Below are 13,502 nucleotides of genomic sequence, written 5' to 3' on the forward strand. Positions count from 1 at the left end.
CGGCGGCGACGGGTCGCGGGCCGTTTGCCCCCTTCCGACGGAGGCGGTTTAACCCGCCCGCTGTCAGATGCCGGTTTGCAACCGCGCCCCTGCGGCGGTACATCTGGGCCAGGGCATGACACCGGTTACCAGAACAATGCCCCTCTACGTCCCGTGGGAGGTGCGTGCGTGATCAAGTCCCTGCTTCTGGGCGCGGCCTGCGGCCTGATCCTGGCCTGCGCGGCGCGAGCCGACGAGCCGACCCTGCTGTTTCATGTTTCCGGCGAAAAGGGCCTCAATGCCGACTTGGCGCGCGGCGAAGCGACGCCCAACTTCCTCGACAAGGTCACCCCCGTCTCCGACGGTGCCTTCGGCAAGGGCCTGCACGCCGAGGACGACGGGGTGGTGTCATGGAACGCTCCGGGCAATATCCAGGCCCAGCGCGGCACGCTGTCGTTCTTCTGGCGCTCAGGCTACCCCGTTGGCGTCGCACCGTTCGTGATTTTCCGCGTCGGCTATGCCGACCATTCCAGCTGGGACATGGCCTTCCTGCGGATCGACTGGAACGGCCACGGCTTCGACGCCTTCGTCACCGACAACGGCCTGGCCCGCACGCGCGTGTCATTCAAACTTGCCAAGCCACCCACCGGCGACGCCTGGACCCATCTGGCCTTCACCTGGGACGAGACCACCGGCGTGCAGCTGTTCGTCGACGGCAAGCTGGCGGCGAAAAAGGAGACCAAAGCGGTCTATGACGCGGGTCTCGACCAGTTCGGCATCGCCGGCCGCGTGGTGGCTCCGCACCAGGTGCAGAGCCGATACAACTTCCTGCGCGGTGGCGAACTGGATGAACTGAAAATCCACGACCGCGCCCTGGACGCCGCCGCTGTTGCGGCCCTGGCCCGCAATTCGCCCGTTGAGGTCCCCGCCCCGATCGCCACCGTGGATGATCCGGCAACACGCGCCGCCTGGCGGTTGCGCTATGGCTGGAACCGCCCGGGCGATCTGCCGCCCTATCTGGCCGCGCCCGCAACCACGATCCGCAAGGTCGAATTCACCGACGCCAAGGACCTCAAGCAGTGGATGTGGCGGGCCAATGACGGCATCCCCGAGACGACCTGGCCGGGGGTCTATAACCGCTCGCGCCTGGAGGGCCGGAATGACTATTTCCCCCTCCCCGACTGGAACGTCTATGTCGAGGGCGGCAAGGCGCTGCGCTTGTCATTGCCCGACGAACCGGTCAACCGGATCGAGATCCAGGGCCCGGCCTATGGTGACCTGACCTGGGCCCCCACCGGCGGCGCGGCCACCCGGGTCGGCACGCGCGCAAGAGGTCAGGCCCGCACTGTCCTGTCGCTGGATCAGCCCCTGCAGGGTGGCGCGCTGACCTTTACCAATACCGACCAGGAAACCCCGATCCAGGAGCTGTGGGCCTACAACGTGACCGCCGGCGAAGAGCCCAAGGCCGCGTTCAAGATGAGCTACACGGTGCGCGCCGATGCGGCTGCGGACTATCTCAACCTGTCTGACCTGAACGCCTTTATCGTCGGTCGCCACCCGGCCGGCGAGCGCGCGACGGTGGTGGCCCTGCCCGAGGGCGCGCCCGTTCGCAAGCGCCCCGCCCGTGACCGGGAGGCCCATGGCCTGCCGATCGTGCACGTCCTGATCCCTTCAGGGTTTGGCGACGCGCCCGCAGCCCAGCCTCTGGCCCGCAACTGGGCCTATGGCTGGGAGAACGCCCGTGACGGCCTGGACGGGATCGCCATCGACATCCCCGCCCTGCCCGGCGCCACCGACGGCGCGCTGATCCCGCTGAACATCCAGGTGAAGGATCCGATCTGGCCCGGCCGCAACATGATCGACGTCAGCCTCTCGGTGAAGCCGGGCGAGGCGCGCACCGTGTGGCTCGACCTGCGCGACCGCATCCTGACCGCCGACAGCCTGTACCTGTCCATCGCCGCCGACAGCCCAGCCTTTGGCCCCAAGGCGCTGGACGGGGCGAAAATCCGGCTGGTGCTGAAGGATCGCGAAGCCGCCAGGGCCGAGCACGTGACCGACCGCCTCAACCAGGTGAAGGACAACTGGGCCTTCCTGGTCGAGGAGCACACCACCTCCAAGCGCCAGGGCCTCTATCGCCGGCTCTATGCCGATATCTCCGACCTGCTGAAAGTGGATCCCGACAACAGGATCGGCCGCGAATACTGGGGCGACATCACCTATGGCAGCCAGGGATGGCCGGCCTTCGAACAACCCCGGCCCACTGACGACACCCCGTTATGGGCCTTCCGCCAGACCCGGGACCTCAAACTGGTCAGCCAGTTCATCACCTGGTGGATCGACGAGCGGCAGGTCGACTACGGCGATTTCGGCGGCGGCATTTCTGACGACAGCGACCTGACCCAGCAGTGGCCGGGCGTGGCCCTGATGGGCGTCGAGCCGGACAAGATCCGCAACTCCCTCAACCGCCTCGCCGACGCCGCCTACAAGAACGGCATGTTCACCAACGGCCTGTCGACCATCGCGACCGACGAACTGCACGCCTATGAGGAAGGCATCAATTCCAACTCGGAGGCGATGTATCTCGACTATGGTGACCCGCTGGCGGTCGAGCGGCTCTTCACGACCGTCAAGGCCCTGCCCCGCATCATCGACAGGAATCCGGCCGGCCACATCCACTTCAACACCAACTGGTTCAGCGGCGCGATCTCGTACCGGGAAGGCCCCTGGGAGTGGCAAAAGCCCTACTCATTCGGCGTGGTTCATCCCGCCATCCTGATCGGCGACTACAACAACGACCCGACGGCGCGCGGCATCGTCACCGGCCTGGCCGACGGCTATCTGGCGCATGTGAAGGCCGACGGCTCCTATCCCAACGAGATCAACTGGCGCAGCGACGCCGAGCGCGGCGGCACGGTGCTGCAAGGCTCGGGCGCCAGCGGCCCGTTCCAGGTGTTCTGGGCGGCGTGGAAGCTGACGGGCGATCCCAAATACCTGACGCCGATCCAGTGGCGGATCGGCAAGAACGGCATCAGGTCGCTGGGCGACATCAACGAAAACGTCCTCGCAGCCCTGAAGCTGGATGTCGCCAACAAGGACGCGATCCTGAAATCCGCTGCGCGCGGCGGAGCGCTGGACCGCTACCTGGCCTGGACACTGACCGGCGACAAACGCCATCTCGAAGACCTGTACGCCGCAGAGATCCAGTGGGCGGCGCAGCACATGTACATGCATACCGAAGGCCACTGGTGGTCTGATCGGGTGGAGATTCCCAGCGACATGCTGCAGCGCTCGCGCCTGGGCGGCATTGCCAACAAGCGCGGCCAGATGACGCCCGGCCACACGGTCAGCTGGCGTTTTCAGGACGGCGTGAAGGGCGAGGACGTGGCCATCCTGGTCAAGGGTGCCGGTCCCGAAGCCTTCAAGGTGCTGGCCTATAACCTCAGCGACAAGCCGGTTGTCGCGACGATGACCGGCTGGGGCGTCGCGCCCGGCCAGTGGAGCCTGACGCAAGGCCTGGACGCCAATGGCGACGACGCCATTGACGGCCGGGGCGACAGCCGTTCAGTCACCTTCGAGCGCACCAGGTCCGTGACCCTGACCCTGGTGCCGCGCCAGACTACGGTGGTCGACATGGCCCTGACGACGCCGGGCGATGATCCGGCAAAGCGTGCTGACCTGGGTATGGGTCGCGGCGACGTCACGGTGAAGGGCACGGCGCTAACCGCAAAGGTTCACAGCCTGGGTGCCCGGGACGCGGTTGCGGCCAAGCTTCAGCTCATCGACGCTACGGGCAAGGTGCTGGCCTCTGCGCCAGTCCCGGCCCTGAAAGCCCCGACAGACCTGCTACCCAAGGTCGCCAGCGTGAGGCTGAAGATTCCCGGCGGCCTCAAGGCTGCGGGACTGCGTCTGCGTATCGTCAGCGACCAACCGCAGATCACCGCCCTCAATGATGAGGTGGCGTTGCCATGACCCGCTCCAAGGACACAAAGCCCATGAAGACCTCTGCTGCGCTTCTCGCCGTTCTGGCCCTGGCCATCGCCGCGCCGGCCATGGCCCAGAGCGCCACCACCGCTGCCCCCGCCGCGCCGCCGGTCTATCCGCCCTATGGTCGCTCCATCACCCTGGCCGAGGCCAAGCTGGCGGTCGCCGCCGCCGAAGCTGAGGCCCGCAAGAATGGCTGGAACATGGTCATAGCTGTGGTCGAGCCCAACGGCGCACTGGTGCTCAGCCAGAAGATGGACGGGGCCCAGTACGGCTCCAACGACGTCGCGCGCCGCAAGGCCGAGACCTCGGCCAATTTCCGCCGTCCGACCAGCTTTTTCCAGGACGCCGTCAAGGGCGGCACGCTGAACGCCATCTTCACCGGTGCCCTGGCGATCGAGGGCGGCGAACTGCTGATCACCGACAGCAAGGTCGTGGGTGCCATCGGCGTCTCAGGCGGTACCGGCGCCCAGGACGGTCAGGTCGCACGGGCCGCCGCCGGAGCGGTCAAGTGAACGTCTTCAGATAGGCTCTAAACTCGATCATGGTCATCAGACGGGCGGGGTCTGCAAGGGCTCCGCCCGGATCGTTCTTGCGGTCGGGCGCGACCTCGTCGTGGCCGAAAACCCGGTCGAGGCTGAAGGAGGCCGGGAAGGTCTTGGCCAGGTACAGGCACAGATTGGTCAGGGCCTCGAACTGGTCGAAGCTGTAGGGAAGATAGACCCCGGCCTTGATATTGCCCCTGGCCGCCACCTTCCGAACCGCTGAGGCCGGATACCACTCGTCATTGGCCGACTTGCGCGTGCAGCGGCCGCGCGCATCCAGGATCACCGCGCCCTTGTCGGTGCGAAGCGAATTGAACCAGGGACAAAAGACGCCGTCCTCCTGGGCCTCGTGCAGCAGGCCCGGATTGTTCATCTCAAAGCCGACATAGTAGCGCGAGACGCCGGTGCGGCCGGTGACCGGGCACTTGCTGGCCCCGGCGTGCGAGCCCCACTCGCCCCACTCGAAACCCTCCGGCAGATAGATCTTCCCGGTCCGGCTGATCTCTCCATAGTGATAGCCGTTGTCGCGACCCGACCGCATCATGTCGAGCGTGCGGCGGTCGGAATCTTCAGCCCCGTTGCCCGCCGCCTTGATGCGATAGGCGTCGAAATGCACGATCAGGCCTTCCAGGCCGTTAGGGCGTTTTCCCTGCGAAAGGTGTCGAACGCCGGTCGCCGTTTCGAACACGGGAGGGGCATAGTCGCCCTGCCGACTGCGTCCTGGTCGTTCGCCGTCGTCCTCAACCGGCGAAGGCTGGAAGGCGCGGCAGCCGCCAGCCCAGACATACTGTCCGCCATCCAGCTCGAACCACTGGCTGGTGCCAGAGACAACCTCGCCGGTCACCGAACCCTTGACCGGAAATCGCACCCCGGCCTCGATCATGCGGAGCTTGGCCACCGTGGTGCGGGGCTTACCGCTGCGGACGTTCAGTCGTCCGGCTGCCTCGACCGTTCCCGGCCCTTTCGGAAATGGATCGGCCATGACCTCCCCCGCTCTGGCACGTCACCGCCGCCATGGCGACAAACGCAGCCGGAACGCTAACACAGGACGCACCAAACACAATCCTTGAGGGAGCACTTCAATCCAGTCGCGCGCTCTCGCCCGCAAACTCCCGCGCGAACATGGCCTCATAGTCTGCGATAGCAGCCTGAGCCTCAGGCGCGACCAAACGGGCCACGCTGGCGGCGAAACTGATGGGCGCGAGGCCCGATGCGCTGACCAACCGACCGCTGGTAACTGCCCGGGCGCTATCGACATACGCCTCTCCCGCCGCATAGGCAGGTGCCTGAGCCTTCAGCCAGTCCAGGCCATTTGAGGTATGGGCCCGCCCGTCGAACAGCCGCGCCCGGGCCGCCGCCACGGTCCCTGCGCAGATGGCCCCGACGATCTTGCCGTCGGCGAGCGCCTGGCGCAGCAGGCCAAACACGGCCTCGTCCTCATAGGTCATCCAGGCGTCCGAGCCGATCAGCAGGAAGACGTCGGCATCGGCCAGAACAGGATCGTCAAACCGGTAGTCAGCGGCCGCCAGCACGCCGCCGATGGAGGTCTGGGGTTCGCCGTCCGGAGTGGCGATCTCAATCTGGACGCTGAACTCGCGCCGCAGCAGGGCCAGCACGGGCCCGGCCTCCCAATCGGCCCAGCCGGGTTGCAGGAAGGCGACAGCGACGGTCATGGGCAGGTCCTCAGCGCAGCTTCACGGCGGTTCCGGCGGCGGTGACCATCAGCATGCCACCGTCGGGGCCCAGCGACTCATAGTCCAGATCCACACCGATCACAGCGTCCGCGCCCAGGCGGCGGGCTTCGTCGTTCATTTCCTGCAGGGCGATGTCGCGTGCCTCGCGCAGGGCCTTCTCATACCCGCCCGCCCGGCCGCCGATGATGTTGGTGATCCCGGCGAAGATGTCGCGGAAGATGTGGGCGCCGATGATCGCCTCGCCCGACACCACGCCCAGGGTGGCGGCCGTCTCGCGCTCGGCGATGGAGGGCGTCGTGGAATTGAGCATCGGGTCGTTCCTTCCTTCTTGTGGCCTTGCTTCTACCGCAACGGCCCAGGACGTCTTACATTGGGCATCATGACCGACATCGCCACCCACTCGTCCACAGGTTTCGACCTGACCCCGCCCACTGAGGCCGAACGCGAACGCCTGGAGGCCGACCTGACGGCCGAAGAGTCCCGCGTCCTGCTGCATCACGGCACTGAGGCCCCGTTCTGCGGCGGCCTGCTGGGCGAGAAGAACGCCGGGGTCTATTGCTGCCGGATGTGCGGCCTGCCGCTGTTTCGCCACCAGACCAAGTTCGAGAGTGGCACCGGATGGCCCAGCTTTTACGCGCCATTCGACGAGACGCACGTCAAGGCGATCAAGGACAGCTCCTACGGCATGGTACGTATCGAGACCGTCTGCGCGCGCTGCGACAGCCACCAGGGCCACGTGTTCCCCGACGGGCCCGCCCCGACCCGGCTGCGCTACTGCATCAACTCGGTATCGTTGCAGTTTGTAAAGGCGGGCGATCCCCTGCCCGACCCGCTGCACCGGGGCGATCCCACGCCGGCGTGAAGACGGCGATCAGCTTCTCTATATTCCTACCAAATTGATCTGATTTGAATGAGCACCTCTGAACGGGTTTGGGTCTTGTCACCCCACACCCGCCGGAGGTCGCATAATGATCAGCATCGACACGCCGTGCCAACCGCGTCGGTTGCAAGATGACGCACCGCCGATCCTGATCGTCCCGGGCCTCTACAACTCCGGTCCTGATCACTGGCAGACCCATTGGGAAATCGCTCTGGGCACCCAGCGGGTGGAACAAACGGACTGGGAGCGCCCGGCCCTGGGCGACTGGACGATCAGCCTGGCTGAGGCCGTCCGGCAAAACCCCGGCGCGATCCTGGTAGCCCACAGCCTGGGCTGCGCGCTGGTCGCGCATCTGGCGCAAGTGACGGGCGGGCGCGGCATCGGCGGGGCCCTGATGGTCGCCCCGGCCGACGTCAATCGCGAGGGGCCGGCGGGGCGACTGTTGACGGGATTCTCGCCGATCCCGCGCCAGAGACTGCCGTTTCCGACGACGGTCGTGGCCAGCCGCAATGATCCTTATGTCGAGATTGAAAGGGCCCAGGCCTTTGCGCGGGGCTGGGGCGCGAAGTTTGTGGATCTGGGCCAGGCGGGCCACATCAATGTGGCCTCGGGCCATGGTCCTTGGACCAAGGGTCGTGCATTGCTGGCCGAGCTTATCCGCGATGTCGAAGCCGCCCGTCCTCGCTGAGGGCGGGCGGCTCCGGTCGTTTTAGAAGTCCGCCGAGAGGGTGAACTGGATCGTGCGGTGCGAACCCGGGCGGAAGGTCGCCAAGGTGTTCACCGTGGTGCCGATCGTGCCCAGATAGTCGGTGTCGAAGATGTTATCGATATTGACCCGAGCCTTGACCTGCTCGAACGGGCCAAAGCCGAAGCCTTCGCCCATGTCGATATAGGCGTTCCAGATCATGTAGCCGGCCGTGTGCTCGCTATTGACGAAGTTGGTGAAGCGGTCGTCGATCAGGCGGCCCGAAAGGTTGAACACCAGTCCATCGGTCGGCTCGACCGTAACCCCGCCCTGGAAGATCCATTCGGGGAAGTCGGGGACCTGCTTTCCCTTGATGACCAGGGTCGTCGGCGTCGCCGTGGCGCTGGCGCGGTAGTTGAGGACGTTATCCTGGAACTCCGACTTGTTGTACGAGATGTTGCTGTTGAAATAGACCTTGCCGCCCAGCAACTCCGGCTTCCACTGACCGCTGAACTCGACACCCGAAGCTTCCACAGCACCGACGTTCTGGAAGAAGCTCTCCACCGTCGTGCTTCCCGGCACGATGCTGTTGAACTGCTGCAGACGGTTCTTGAACTCGGTCTTGTACACCACCAGCGAGGCGTTGAAGGTCGGGCGGTTGGCGCGATAGCCCAGTTCGATATTGGTCGAGGTCTCCGCTTCCGGCGGGGTCACAGTCGGGCTGGCGGCAGACAGCACATCGTCAGCGCCGCGCGGTAGGGCCATGTTTTCCGAATAGGAGGCAAAGACCTGGTCGCGCGCGCCCACCGAATAGACCAGGCCCACCTGCGGCAGGAAGCTGTCTGACCAGTTGGTCCTGATCGTCGGCTGGCGGCTGTTGATATAGTCGTTGGGATTGCGATAGCCGCTGATCTTGTAGTCGACGTCGAGGGTCTTGAAGCCCAGCTCCAGCTTCAGGTCATCGTCCATCAGGCTCACAGTGTCCTTCAGGAACAGCTGCACGGTCTGGCGGGTCGAGACATAGTTGCGCTGCAGGTGAACCGGCTGGTTCAGAAGCGGCGTGCCGTCGGGATCACCATTCTCGACATTGTAGCGCGCCTGGGTGCGGTGATAGTCGTCGTCCTCCAGCCAGACGCCGGCCGAGATCGTGTTGATCCCCAGATGCCAGTCGCCCTTGACGGTGACGCCCTTGCGCTTGCCGTCGACGCCGGACAGCCCGTACTGCAGACCCTTGGGCGCGGTCAGACCGGCCACAATCAGGCGTTCGGCATTGTAGCTGGTCAGGGAGGTCGCATAGGCCTCGGGCGAGACGCCGTAGCCACCTTTGTCTTCGTAGTAGGCCGTCGAGGTCAGGTCGATATTGTCGCCGATGGCGGTCTTGAAGGTCAGGCCGTAGAGGTGGTCCTTCCGCTTGTTCACAGCGAACTTGTAGTACTGGTTGTAGTTGGCGTTGGAGAACGGAACTCTCGCCGTGGACGGTGCCAGCACAGGCACATAGCCCAGATAGGCGAAGTCGCGACCCGAACGACCGAAGATGTCATTGGCGCGGCCGTCATACTGGGCCTTGGTGATCGACGGCGAGTCGTAGTCGTAATAGTCGTTGTGGACGGTCTGGAAGGTCAGGCTGGTGTCTTCGCCCATGTCCCAGCGCAGTTTGGCCTCATAGTGGGTGCGGTCGATGGTGCCCGGACCACGCCACAGGTCGCCCTCGATCCACGATCCGCTGACATAGCCCGAGAAGGGACCGACCTTGCCGCTCTCAAGCCGCAGGAAGGTGCGCTTGAGGGCGTCGCTGCCGCGCGTGTAGCTGGCCGAGCCGCCGGCCTCCTCGCTGGGTGCCTGGGTGAAATAGTCGACGATGGGACCCAGCGAGGCATAGCTGGGCAGAGCCACGTCGCCGGCCCCGGCCGAGGCTGTGACCCGCAGCAGGTTCTCGTTGTCGACATAGCGATAGATCGGGCTGCCGCCGAACTGGTCGCTGCGGCCCATGGGGATGTCATCCAGCAGGAAGCCGATCTGCTGGAAGTTGAAGGCCCGGACCGAGACCGAGTTGCCGAACTCGTACATGCCCAGGGCGTCATTGGCCTGAACGTTGAAGCCCGGCAGGCTCTCCAGCATCTTTAGCCCGGTAACGCCGGCAGGGGCTGACAGCAACGCCTCTCTAGTAATGGAAACCGTTGCGGTTGCGTGGTCGGTCCCGATGGCGACGCTGGCCTCGGACACCCGCTTGCCCGTGACGACCACGAGGTCGACTTCATTGGGCGCGGCATCCTGAGCAAAAACGGGAGTGGCGGCGGCCAGGATGGTGGCCGACAGAAGCGCTAGGCGCAGGCGCGATTGTGCGCGCGAGGCGCGGTTCGGTTTGATGGTCAAAACTATCCCCATTCGTCTTGGACGGCCCTTCGCGGCGGGGAGGCGCCGGTCGGAACCTGATTGGTCAGAAGGCTGACGGGTTCCATGAGGCGCGCGATTGCGGCTCTGCGCCGCTCTCAAAATGTCAGATTAAGACTGTCATGCGTGACTGCACGATTGCTGCACCGCGCAAGCGTCCCTGCACGGGCCGACGCACCAATATTGGGCGAAGTGCCGGCAACCTCCGCCAAAGCCCCTGCCCGGGGTTGAACCGGGCGGGGTTTGATCAAGTCAGCCATTTCAGAGAGATCTGGTGCGGGCGGTCGGGGTCGAACCGACACTCCTTTCGGAACCGGATTTTGAGTCCGGCGCGTCTACCAGTTTCACCACGCCCGCAAACTTCGCGTCTCGCGAAGGGCCGTCTCTCTAGCAGGCGTCGACAGCGAATTCCAGTGGCGAGGCGACAGGTCTAGAGTCTTCGCGCACAGGAGATTCCCGCCATGCCTCGCCCCGGCCCCCGCAACCTTATCACTGACGTGGCGGGCCTGACCGTGGGCTCGGCCCAGGACGAGGCCGTGCGCACCGGCGTGACCGTTCTGCTGTGCCCAGAAGGCTGGAGTGCGGCCGTGGATGTGCGCGGCGGCGGCCCGGGCGTGCGCGAGACCGAGACCCTGTCGCCGGAAAACAGCTTCAGCCAGGCCCATGCCATCTGCCTGTCAGGCGGGTCGGTGTTCGGCCTGGGCGCGGCGGACGGCGTGACCAGCGCCCTCTCCGTACGCAATGTGGGGCTGCGGCTGACGCCAGACACGCTGGCAATCCCCATCGTGCCCGGCGCGGTACTGCACGACCTGCGCAATGGCGGCGACAAGGGCTGGGGAATCGATCCGCCCTATCGCGCCCTGGGCATGGCGGCCGTTGAGGCGGCCTCCGGGCACTTTGAGCTCGGCGCAGTCGGCGCCGGACGCGGAGCGATGGCGGGCCTGGTCAAGGGCGGGCTGGGCTCGGCCTCGATCGACCTGGGCGGAGGCCTGATCGTAGGCGCCCTTGTCGCCGCCAATCCCGTTGGCTCGGTCTACATGCCCGACGGTGAAACCTTCTGGGCCTGGCCGTTCGAGATCGACGGAGAGTTCGGAGGCAAGTTTCCGACGGGTCCAGTCAGTGCGACCGAGCCCCTGCCGGACGACTCAAAGCTCGGTGCCGCTGGCCGGCTGCGCGCCGGAGCCAACACCACCCTGGCCGTCGTGGCGGTCAGCGCCGATCTGACCACCGCTGAGGCCAAGCGGGTGGCGATGATGGCGCATGATGGCATGGGCCGCGCTGTCCGGCCCGCTCACACGGCTTTCGACGGCGACGTGGTGTTTACAGTGGCGTCGGGCGCGACGCCTCTGGGGGTCGGCCAGGGACGATCGCTGGAGGTCTCGCGACTCGGGTCAGCCGCCGCCGACTGCCTGGCGCGCGCCATTGCCAGGGCTGTTCATGCGGCGCGCGACTTCAGGGAATCGTAGTCTCGCCCCCGGCCAACTGGGTGGCTGCGGCTTCCAGGCGTGAGAGCAACCGCTTCAGCCCGGCAACCTCGCTGGGTGCCAGTCCCGACAGCAGCGCGGCCTCATAGGCCAGGGCCAGGGGCGCGATCTCGGCGAACAGACGACGACCTGCCGCCGTCAGCTCCATCTTGTGAGAGCGCCGGTCAGCCCGGACGGTGGTTCGGGCCACCAGCCGCCGCTCGACCAGGTCTTGCGCAGCGCGACTGACGCGAACCTTGTCCATGGCGGTGCGGGCTACTGCCGCGTGCTGGGTCAGCCCGCCCTCGACCAGCACAGACATCAACCGCCATTGAGGAATGGTAAGCCCAAAGCGGTCTTCATAGGCCCGCGCGATCAGCCGGCTAACGGCGGCCGCAGCCGTCGACAGTTGGTAGGGCAGATAGTCGGCAAGACTCAACGCGTCTTCCGGGGCGTCGGGCGCCAGCGTCGTCAAGGGAGAGACCGTTGCGGTCATGACCCGTTCCTTTTCGTCCTCCCAGGCGTGGCCGCCTTGTAGAGGACGACCTTTCGCCAATCCTGTGCGGTGTTGATCAAGCCGAATCGAACCGGCCCGCTCCCCGCCCTGCGATGTGGCGCCCCTGACAGGGCCGCCTCAACGCTCGCTCTACACACTACACTGAAACATCGGGTTTCGCTCGTCGGTTGTGCAGACCTTGCTCGCTGCGCTCGCCTGGGCGGCGCCCTTCGCTGGCGGGGCTTGAATCCTGGGGAAGAAGATCACCCGTATTCAGAGCCAATTGGCAGGCCTGCAACTCCTTGAGGCAGTCACCACGGCTCCAGAAATCAGACACGTCGATCACAGCCATACGCACCTGTCGCGTGTATTCCTTGTGACTGAGAACCTTGGGCTCGTCATGGTCATGCTTGACCGGCTCGCTGACCGGCGGAGCGGGCGGCGGCGGCGTGATCACCACGGTCTGGGCGCCGACCCGCGGGCCCACGATCGAGACTCCGGGAGCGGCCAGGCCGATGGCGATCACCAGACAGGCCTCGCACTTGCAGCCCGCGCCGTGTCCCGCGTGCCCGCCGCCGTGGCCATCTCCCTCGCCATGCGGCTTTGTGTCGGGCTTGTGCGCAGCGTGGCCGTGCCCCCCCTCAGCCTTGTGGGGTTTTTCCTCGACTGGAGCCTTGTCTTCCAGCGCCTTCTTCAGCGAACCGAGAGCCTTGGCGCAGGGGCCTCCGAACTTGAGCAGCGGGCCGATCCGGGCCTCGACCTCCTCGATCAGTTCCTGGGTCTTGAGCAGCAGTTCGCCGGACGGCGCGCTACTGGCAGCCACGCATTTGGCCTTGATGGCGTCGTGAATGACCTTGGGCGCATGGGCGTTGACGCCGCCCTTCTCCCGACGCCCTAGGAGCCGGCCGGCCGCAAAGGCCAAGCCGGCGATCAGCAGGGCGGCCAGGATCAGCCCGACCAGCAGGGTCGGGTCGAACACGGGCACGGGCTGCTCTACCGGAAACTCCGACTGGTACACCCCACACTCCCCCTATTGCGTCGCCGCCATGATGGCGTGGCGGATGGTTAACGCAACCGGCGATCTCGTGAACGGTAAAGGTTGTCAGTCCCTGCGGGAAATAATACCGCGAACGCGCGCGCCCTGATCGTATCGCGACGCCCCGCCATAGACGACGACCTCGCACAGGATGTCGCCGCCCGTATCCGTCGCCCAAAGATAGCTGCGCTCGACCTCGACATTGCGGCCGCCCGGCGAAATGCCCTCGAAGGTGTCGCCCCAGGGAATCACCTTGGACAGGTCGCGCCAGGTGAGGGTCATGCCGCGCGACAGCTCGTCCTGGGCCATGGCCTCCAGATCGGGATCGCTCATCGGGCGTCTTTCCTTATGG

The 13,502-nt window shown here is 65.9% G+C and carries 11 protein-coding genes, 1 tRNA gene and 1 pseudogene; 5 read left to right on the forward strand and 8 right to left on the reverse strand.

The window, feature by feature from the left end; all coding sequences use genetic code 11:
- Positions 1-67 precede the first annotated feature (67 nt).
- Positions 68-3,948 (forward strand): annotated as a pseudogene (locus ACW179_RS17820) (LamG-like jellyroll fold domain-containing protein).
- Positions 3,949-3,971: 23 nt separating this feature from the next.
- On the forward strand, positions 3,972-4,475 hold the full coding sequence (locus ACW179_RS17825; RefSeq protein WP_492060791.1) for a GlcG/HbpS family heme-binding protein: 504 nt from the start codon (positions 3,972-3,974) through the stop codon (positions 4,473-4,475).
- Here the strand turns inward: ACW179_RS17825 and ACW179_RS17830 are convergent.
- From ACW179_RS17830 to ACW179_RS17840, 3 genes are all read right to left on the reverse strand, one after another.
- Positions 4,468-5,487 carry a peptidoglycan recognition protein family protein gene (locus tag ACW179_RS17830; RefSeq protein WP_492060792.1) on the reverse strand — a complete coding sequence of 340 codons (1,020 nt, stop codon included), beginning with the start codon at positions 5,485-5,487 and terminating at the stop codon, positions 4,468-4,470. The genes ACW179_RS17825 and ACW179_RS17830 overlap by 8 nt on opposite strands.
- A 97-nt stretch (positions 5,488-5,584) precedes the next feature.
- A complete protein-coding gene (locus ACW179_RS17835; protein ID WP_492060793.1) occupies positions 5,585-6,178 on the reverse strand; it encodes a DJ-1/PfpI family protein in 594 nt (197 codons plus the stop codon).
- Between the two features lie 10 nt (positions 6,179-6,188).
- The gene (locus ACW179_RS17840) at positions 6,189-6,509 is read right to left on the reverse strand and encodes a YbjQ family protein (protein ID WP_492060794.1); all 321 of its coding nucleotides are present in this window, start codon (positions 6,507-6,509) and stop codon (positions 6,189-6,191) included.
- Between the two features lie 69 nt (positions 6,510-6,578).
- Between ACW179_RS17840 and msrB the strand changes: the two genes are divergently transcribed.
- Positions 6,579-7,061 (forward strand): peptide-methionine (R)-S-oxide reductase MsrB, encoded by a 483-nt coding sequence (gene msrB, locus ACW179_RS17845; RefSeq protein ID WP_492060795.1) that lies wholly within the window; start codon positions 6,579-6,581, stop codon positions 7,059-7,061.
- Positions 7,062-7,167: 106 nt separating this feature from the next.
- Entirely contained in the window at positions 7,168-7,767 is a 600-nt protein-coding gene (locus ACW179_RS17850; RefSeq protein WP_492060796.1) for an alpha/beta hydrolase, read from the forward strand.
- A 21-nt stretch (positions 7,768-7,788) separates the two neighbouring features.
- On the opposite strand, the gene ACW179_RS17855 is transcribed toward ACW179_RS17850, so the two are convergent.
- The gene (locus ACW179_RS17855; RefSeq protein WP_492060797.1) at positions 7,789-10,149 is read right to left on the reverse strand and encodes a TonB-dependent receptor; all 2,361 of its coding nucleotides are present in this window, start codon (positions 10,147-10,149) and stop codon (positions 7,789-7,791) included.
- A 278-nt stretch (positions 10,150-10,427) separates the two neighbouring features.
- A tRNA-Leu gene (locus ACW179_RS17860) sits at positions 10,428-10,512 on the reverse strand.
- 104 nt (positions 10,513-10,616) lie between these two features.
- On the opposite strand from ACW179_RS17860, the gene ACW179_RS17865 reads away from it, so the two are divergent.
- Entirely contained in the window at positions 10,617-11,621 is a 1,005-nt protein-coding gene (locus ACW179_RS17865) for a P1 family peptidase (protein WP_492060798.1), read from the forward strand.
- Here the strand turns inward: ACW179_RS17865 and ACW179_RS17870 are convergent.
- From ACW179_RS17870 to ACW179_RS17880, 3 genes are all read right to left on the reverse strand, one after another.
- Complete coding sequence (locus ACW179_RS17870; RefSeq protein WP_492060799.1) at positions 11,608-12,114, reverse strand: MarR family winged helix-turn-helix transcriptional regulator; 507 nt, start codon at positions 12,112-12,114, stop codon at positions 11,608-11,610. The two genes, ACW179_RS17865 and ACW179_RS17870, sit on opposite strands and share 14 nt — an antisense overlap.
- A gap of 157 nt (positions 12,115-12,271) precedes the next feature.
- A complete protein-coding gene (locus ACW179_RS17875; RefSeq protein ID WP_492060800.1) occupies positions 12,272-13,132 on the reverse strand; it encodes a hypothetical protein in 861 nt (286 codons plus the stop codon).
- Positions 13,133-13,216: 84 nt separating this feature from the next.
- On the reverse strand, positions 13,217-13,483 hold the full coding sequence (locus ACW179_RS17880; protein WP_492060801.1) for a hypothetical protein: 267 nt from the start codon (positions 13,481-13,483) through the stop codon (positions 13,217-13,219).
- Positions 13,484-13,502: the final 19 nt, after the last annotated feature.

The sequence above is a fragment of the Caulobacter sp. AVps18 genome (assembly GCF_058681425.1).

Bases quoted from the DNA above. Each gene is read 5' to 3' on its own strand.
- ACW179_RS17830 (WP_492060792.1), bottom strand. From the start codon at position 5,487: ATGGCCGATCCATTTCCGAAAGGGCCGGGAACGGTCGAGGCAGCCGGA.
- ACW179_RS17835 (WP_492060793.1), bottom strand. From the start codon at position 6,178: ATGACCGTCGCTGTCGCCTTCCTGCAACCCGGCTGGGCCGATTGGGAG.
- ACW179_RS17855 (WP_492060797.1), bottom strand. From the start codon at position 10,149: ATGGGGATAGTTTTGACCATCAAACCGAACCGCGCCTCGCGCGCACAA.
- ACW179_RS17865 (WP_492060798.1), top strand. From the start codon at position 10,617: ATGCCTCGCCCCGGCCCCCGCAACCTTATCACTGACGTGGCGGGCCTG.
- ACW179_RS17840 (WP_492060794.1), bottom strand. From the start codon at position 6,509: ATGCTCAATTCCACGACGCCCTCCATCGCCGAGCGCGAGACGGCCGCC.
- ACW179_RS17850 (WP_492060796.1), top strand. From the start codon at position 7,168: ATGATCAGCATCGACACGCCGTGCCAACCGCGTCGGTTGCAAGATGAC.
- ACW179_RS17880 (WP_492060801.1), bottom strand. From the start codon at position 13,483: ATGAGCGATCCCGATCTGGAGGCCATGGCCCAGGACGAGCTGTCGCGC.
- ACW179_RS17870 (WP_492060799.1), bottom strand. From the start codon at position 12,114: ATGACCGCAACGGTCTCTCCCTTGACGACGCTGGCGCCCGACGCCCCG.
- msrB (WP_492060795.1), top strand. From the start codon at position 6,579: ATGACCGACATCGCCACCCACTCGTCCACAGGTTTCGACCTGACCCCG.
- ACW179_RS17825 (WP_492060791.1), top strand. From the start codon at position 3,972: ATGAAGACCTCTGCTGCGCTTCTCGCCGTTCTGGCCCTGGCCATCGCC.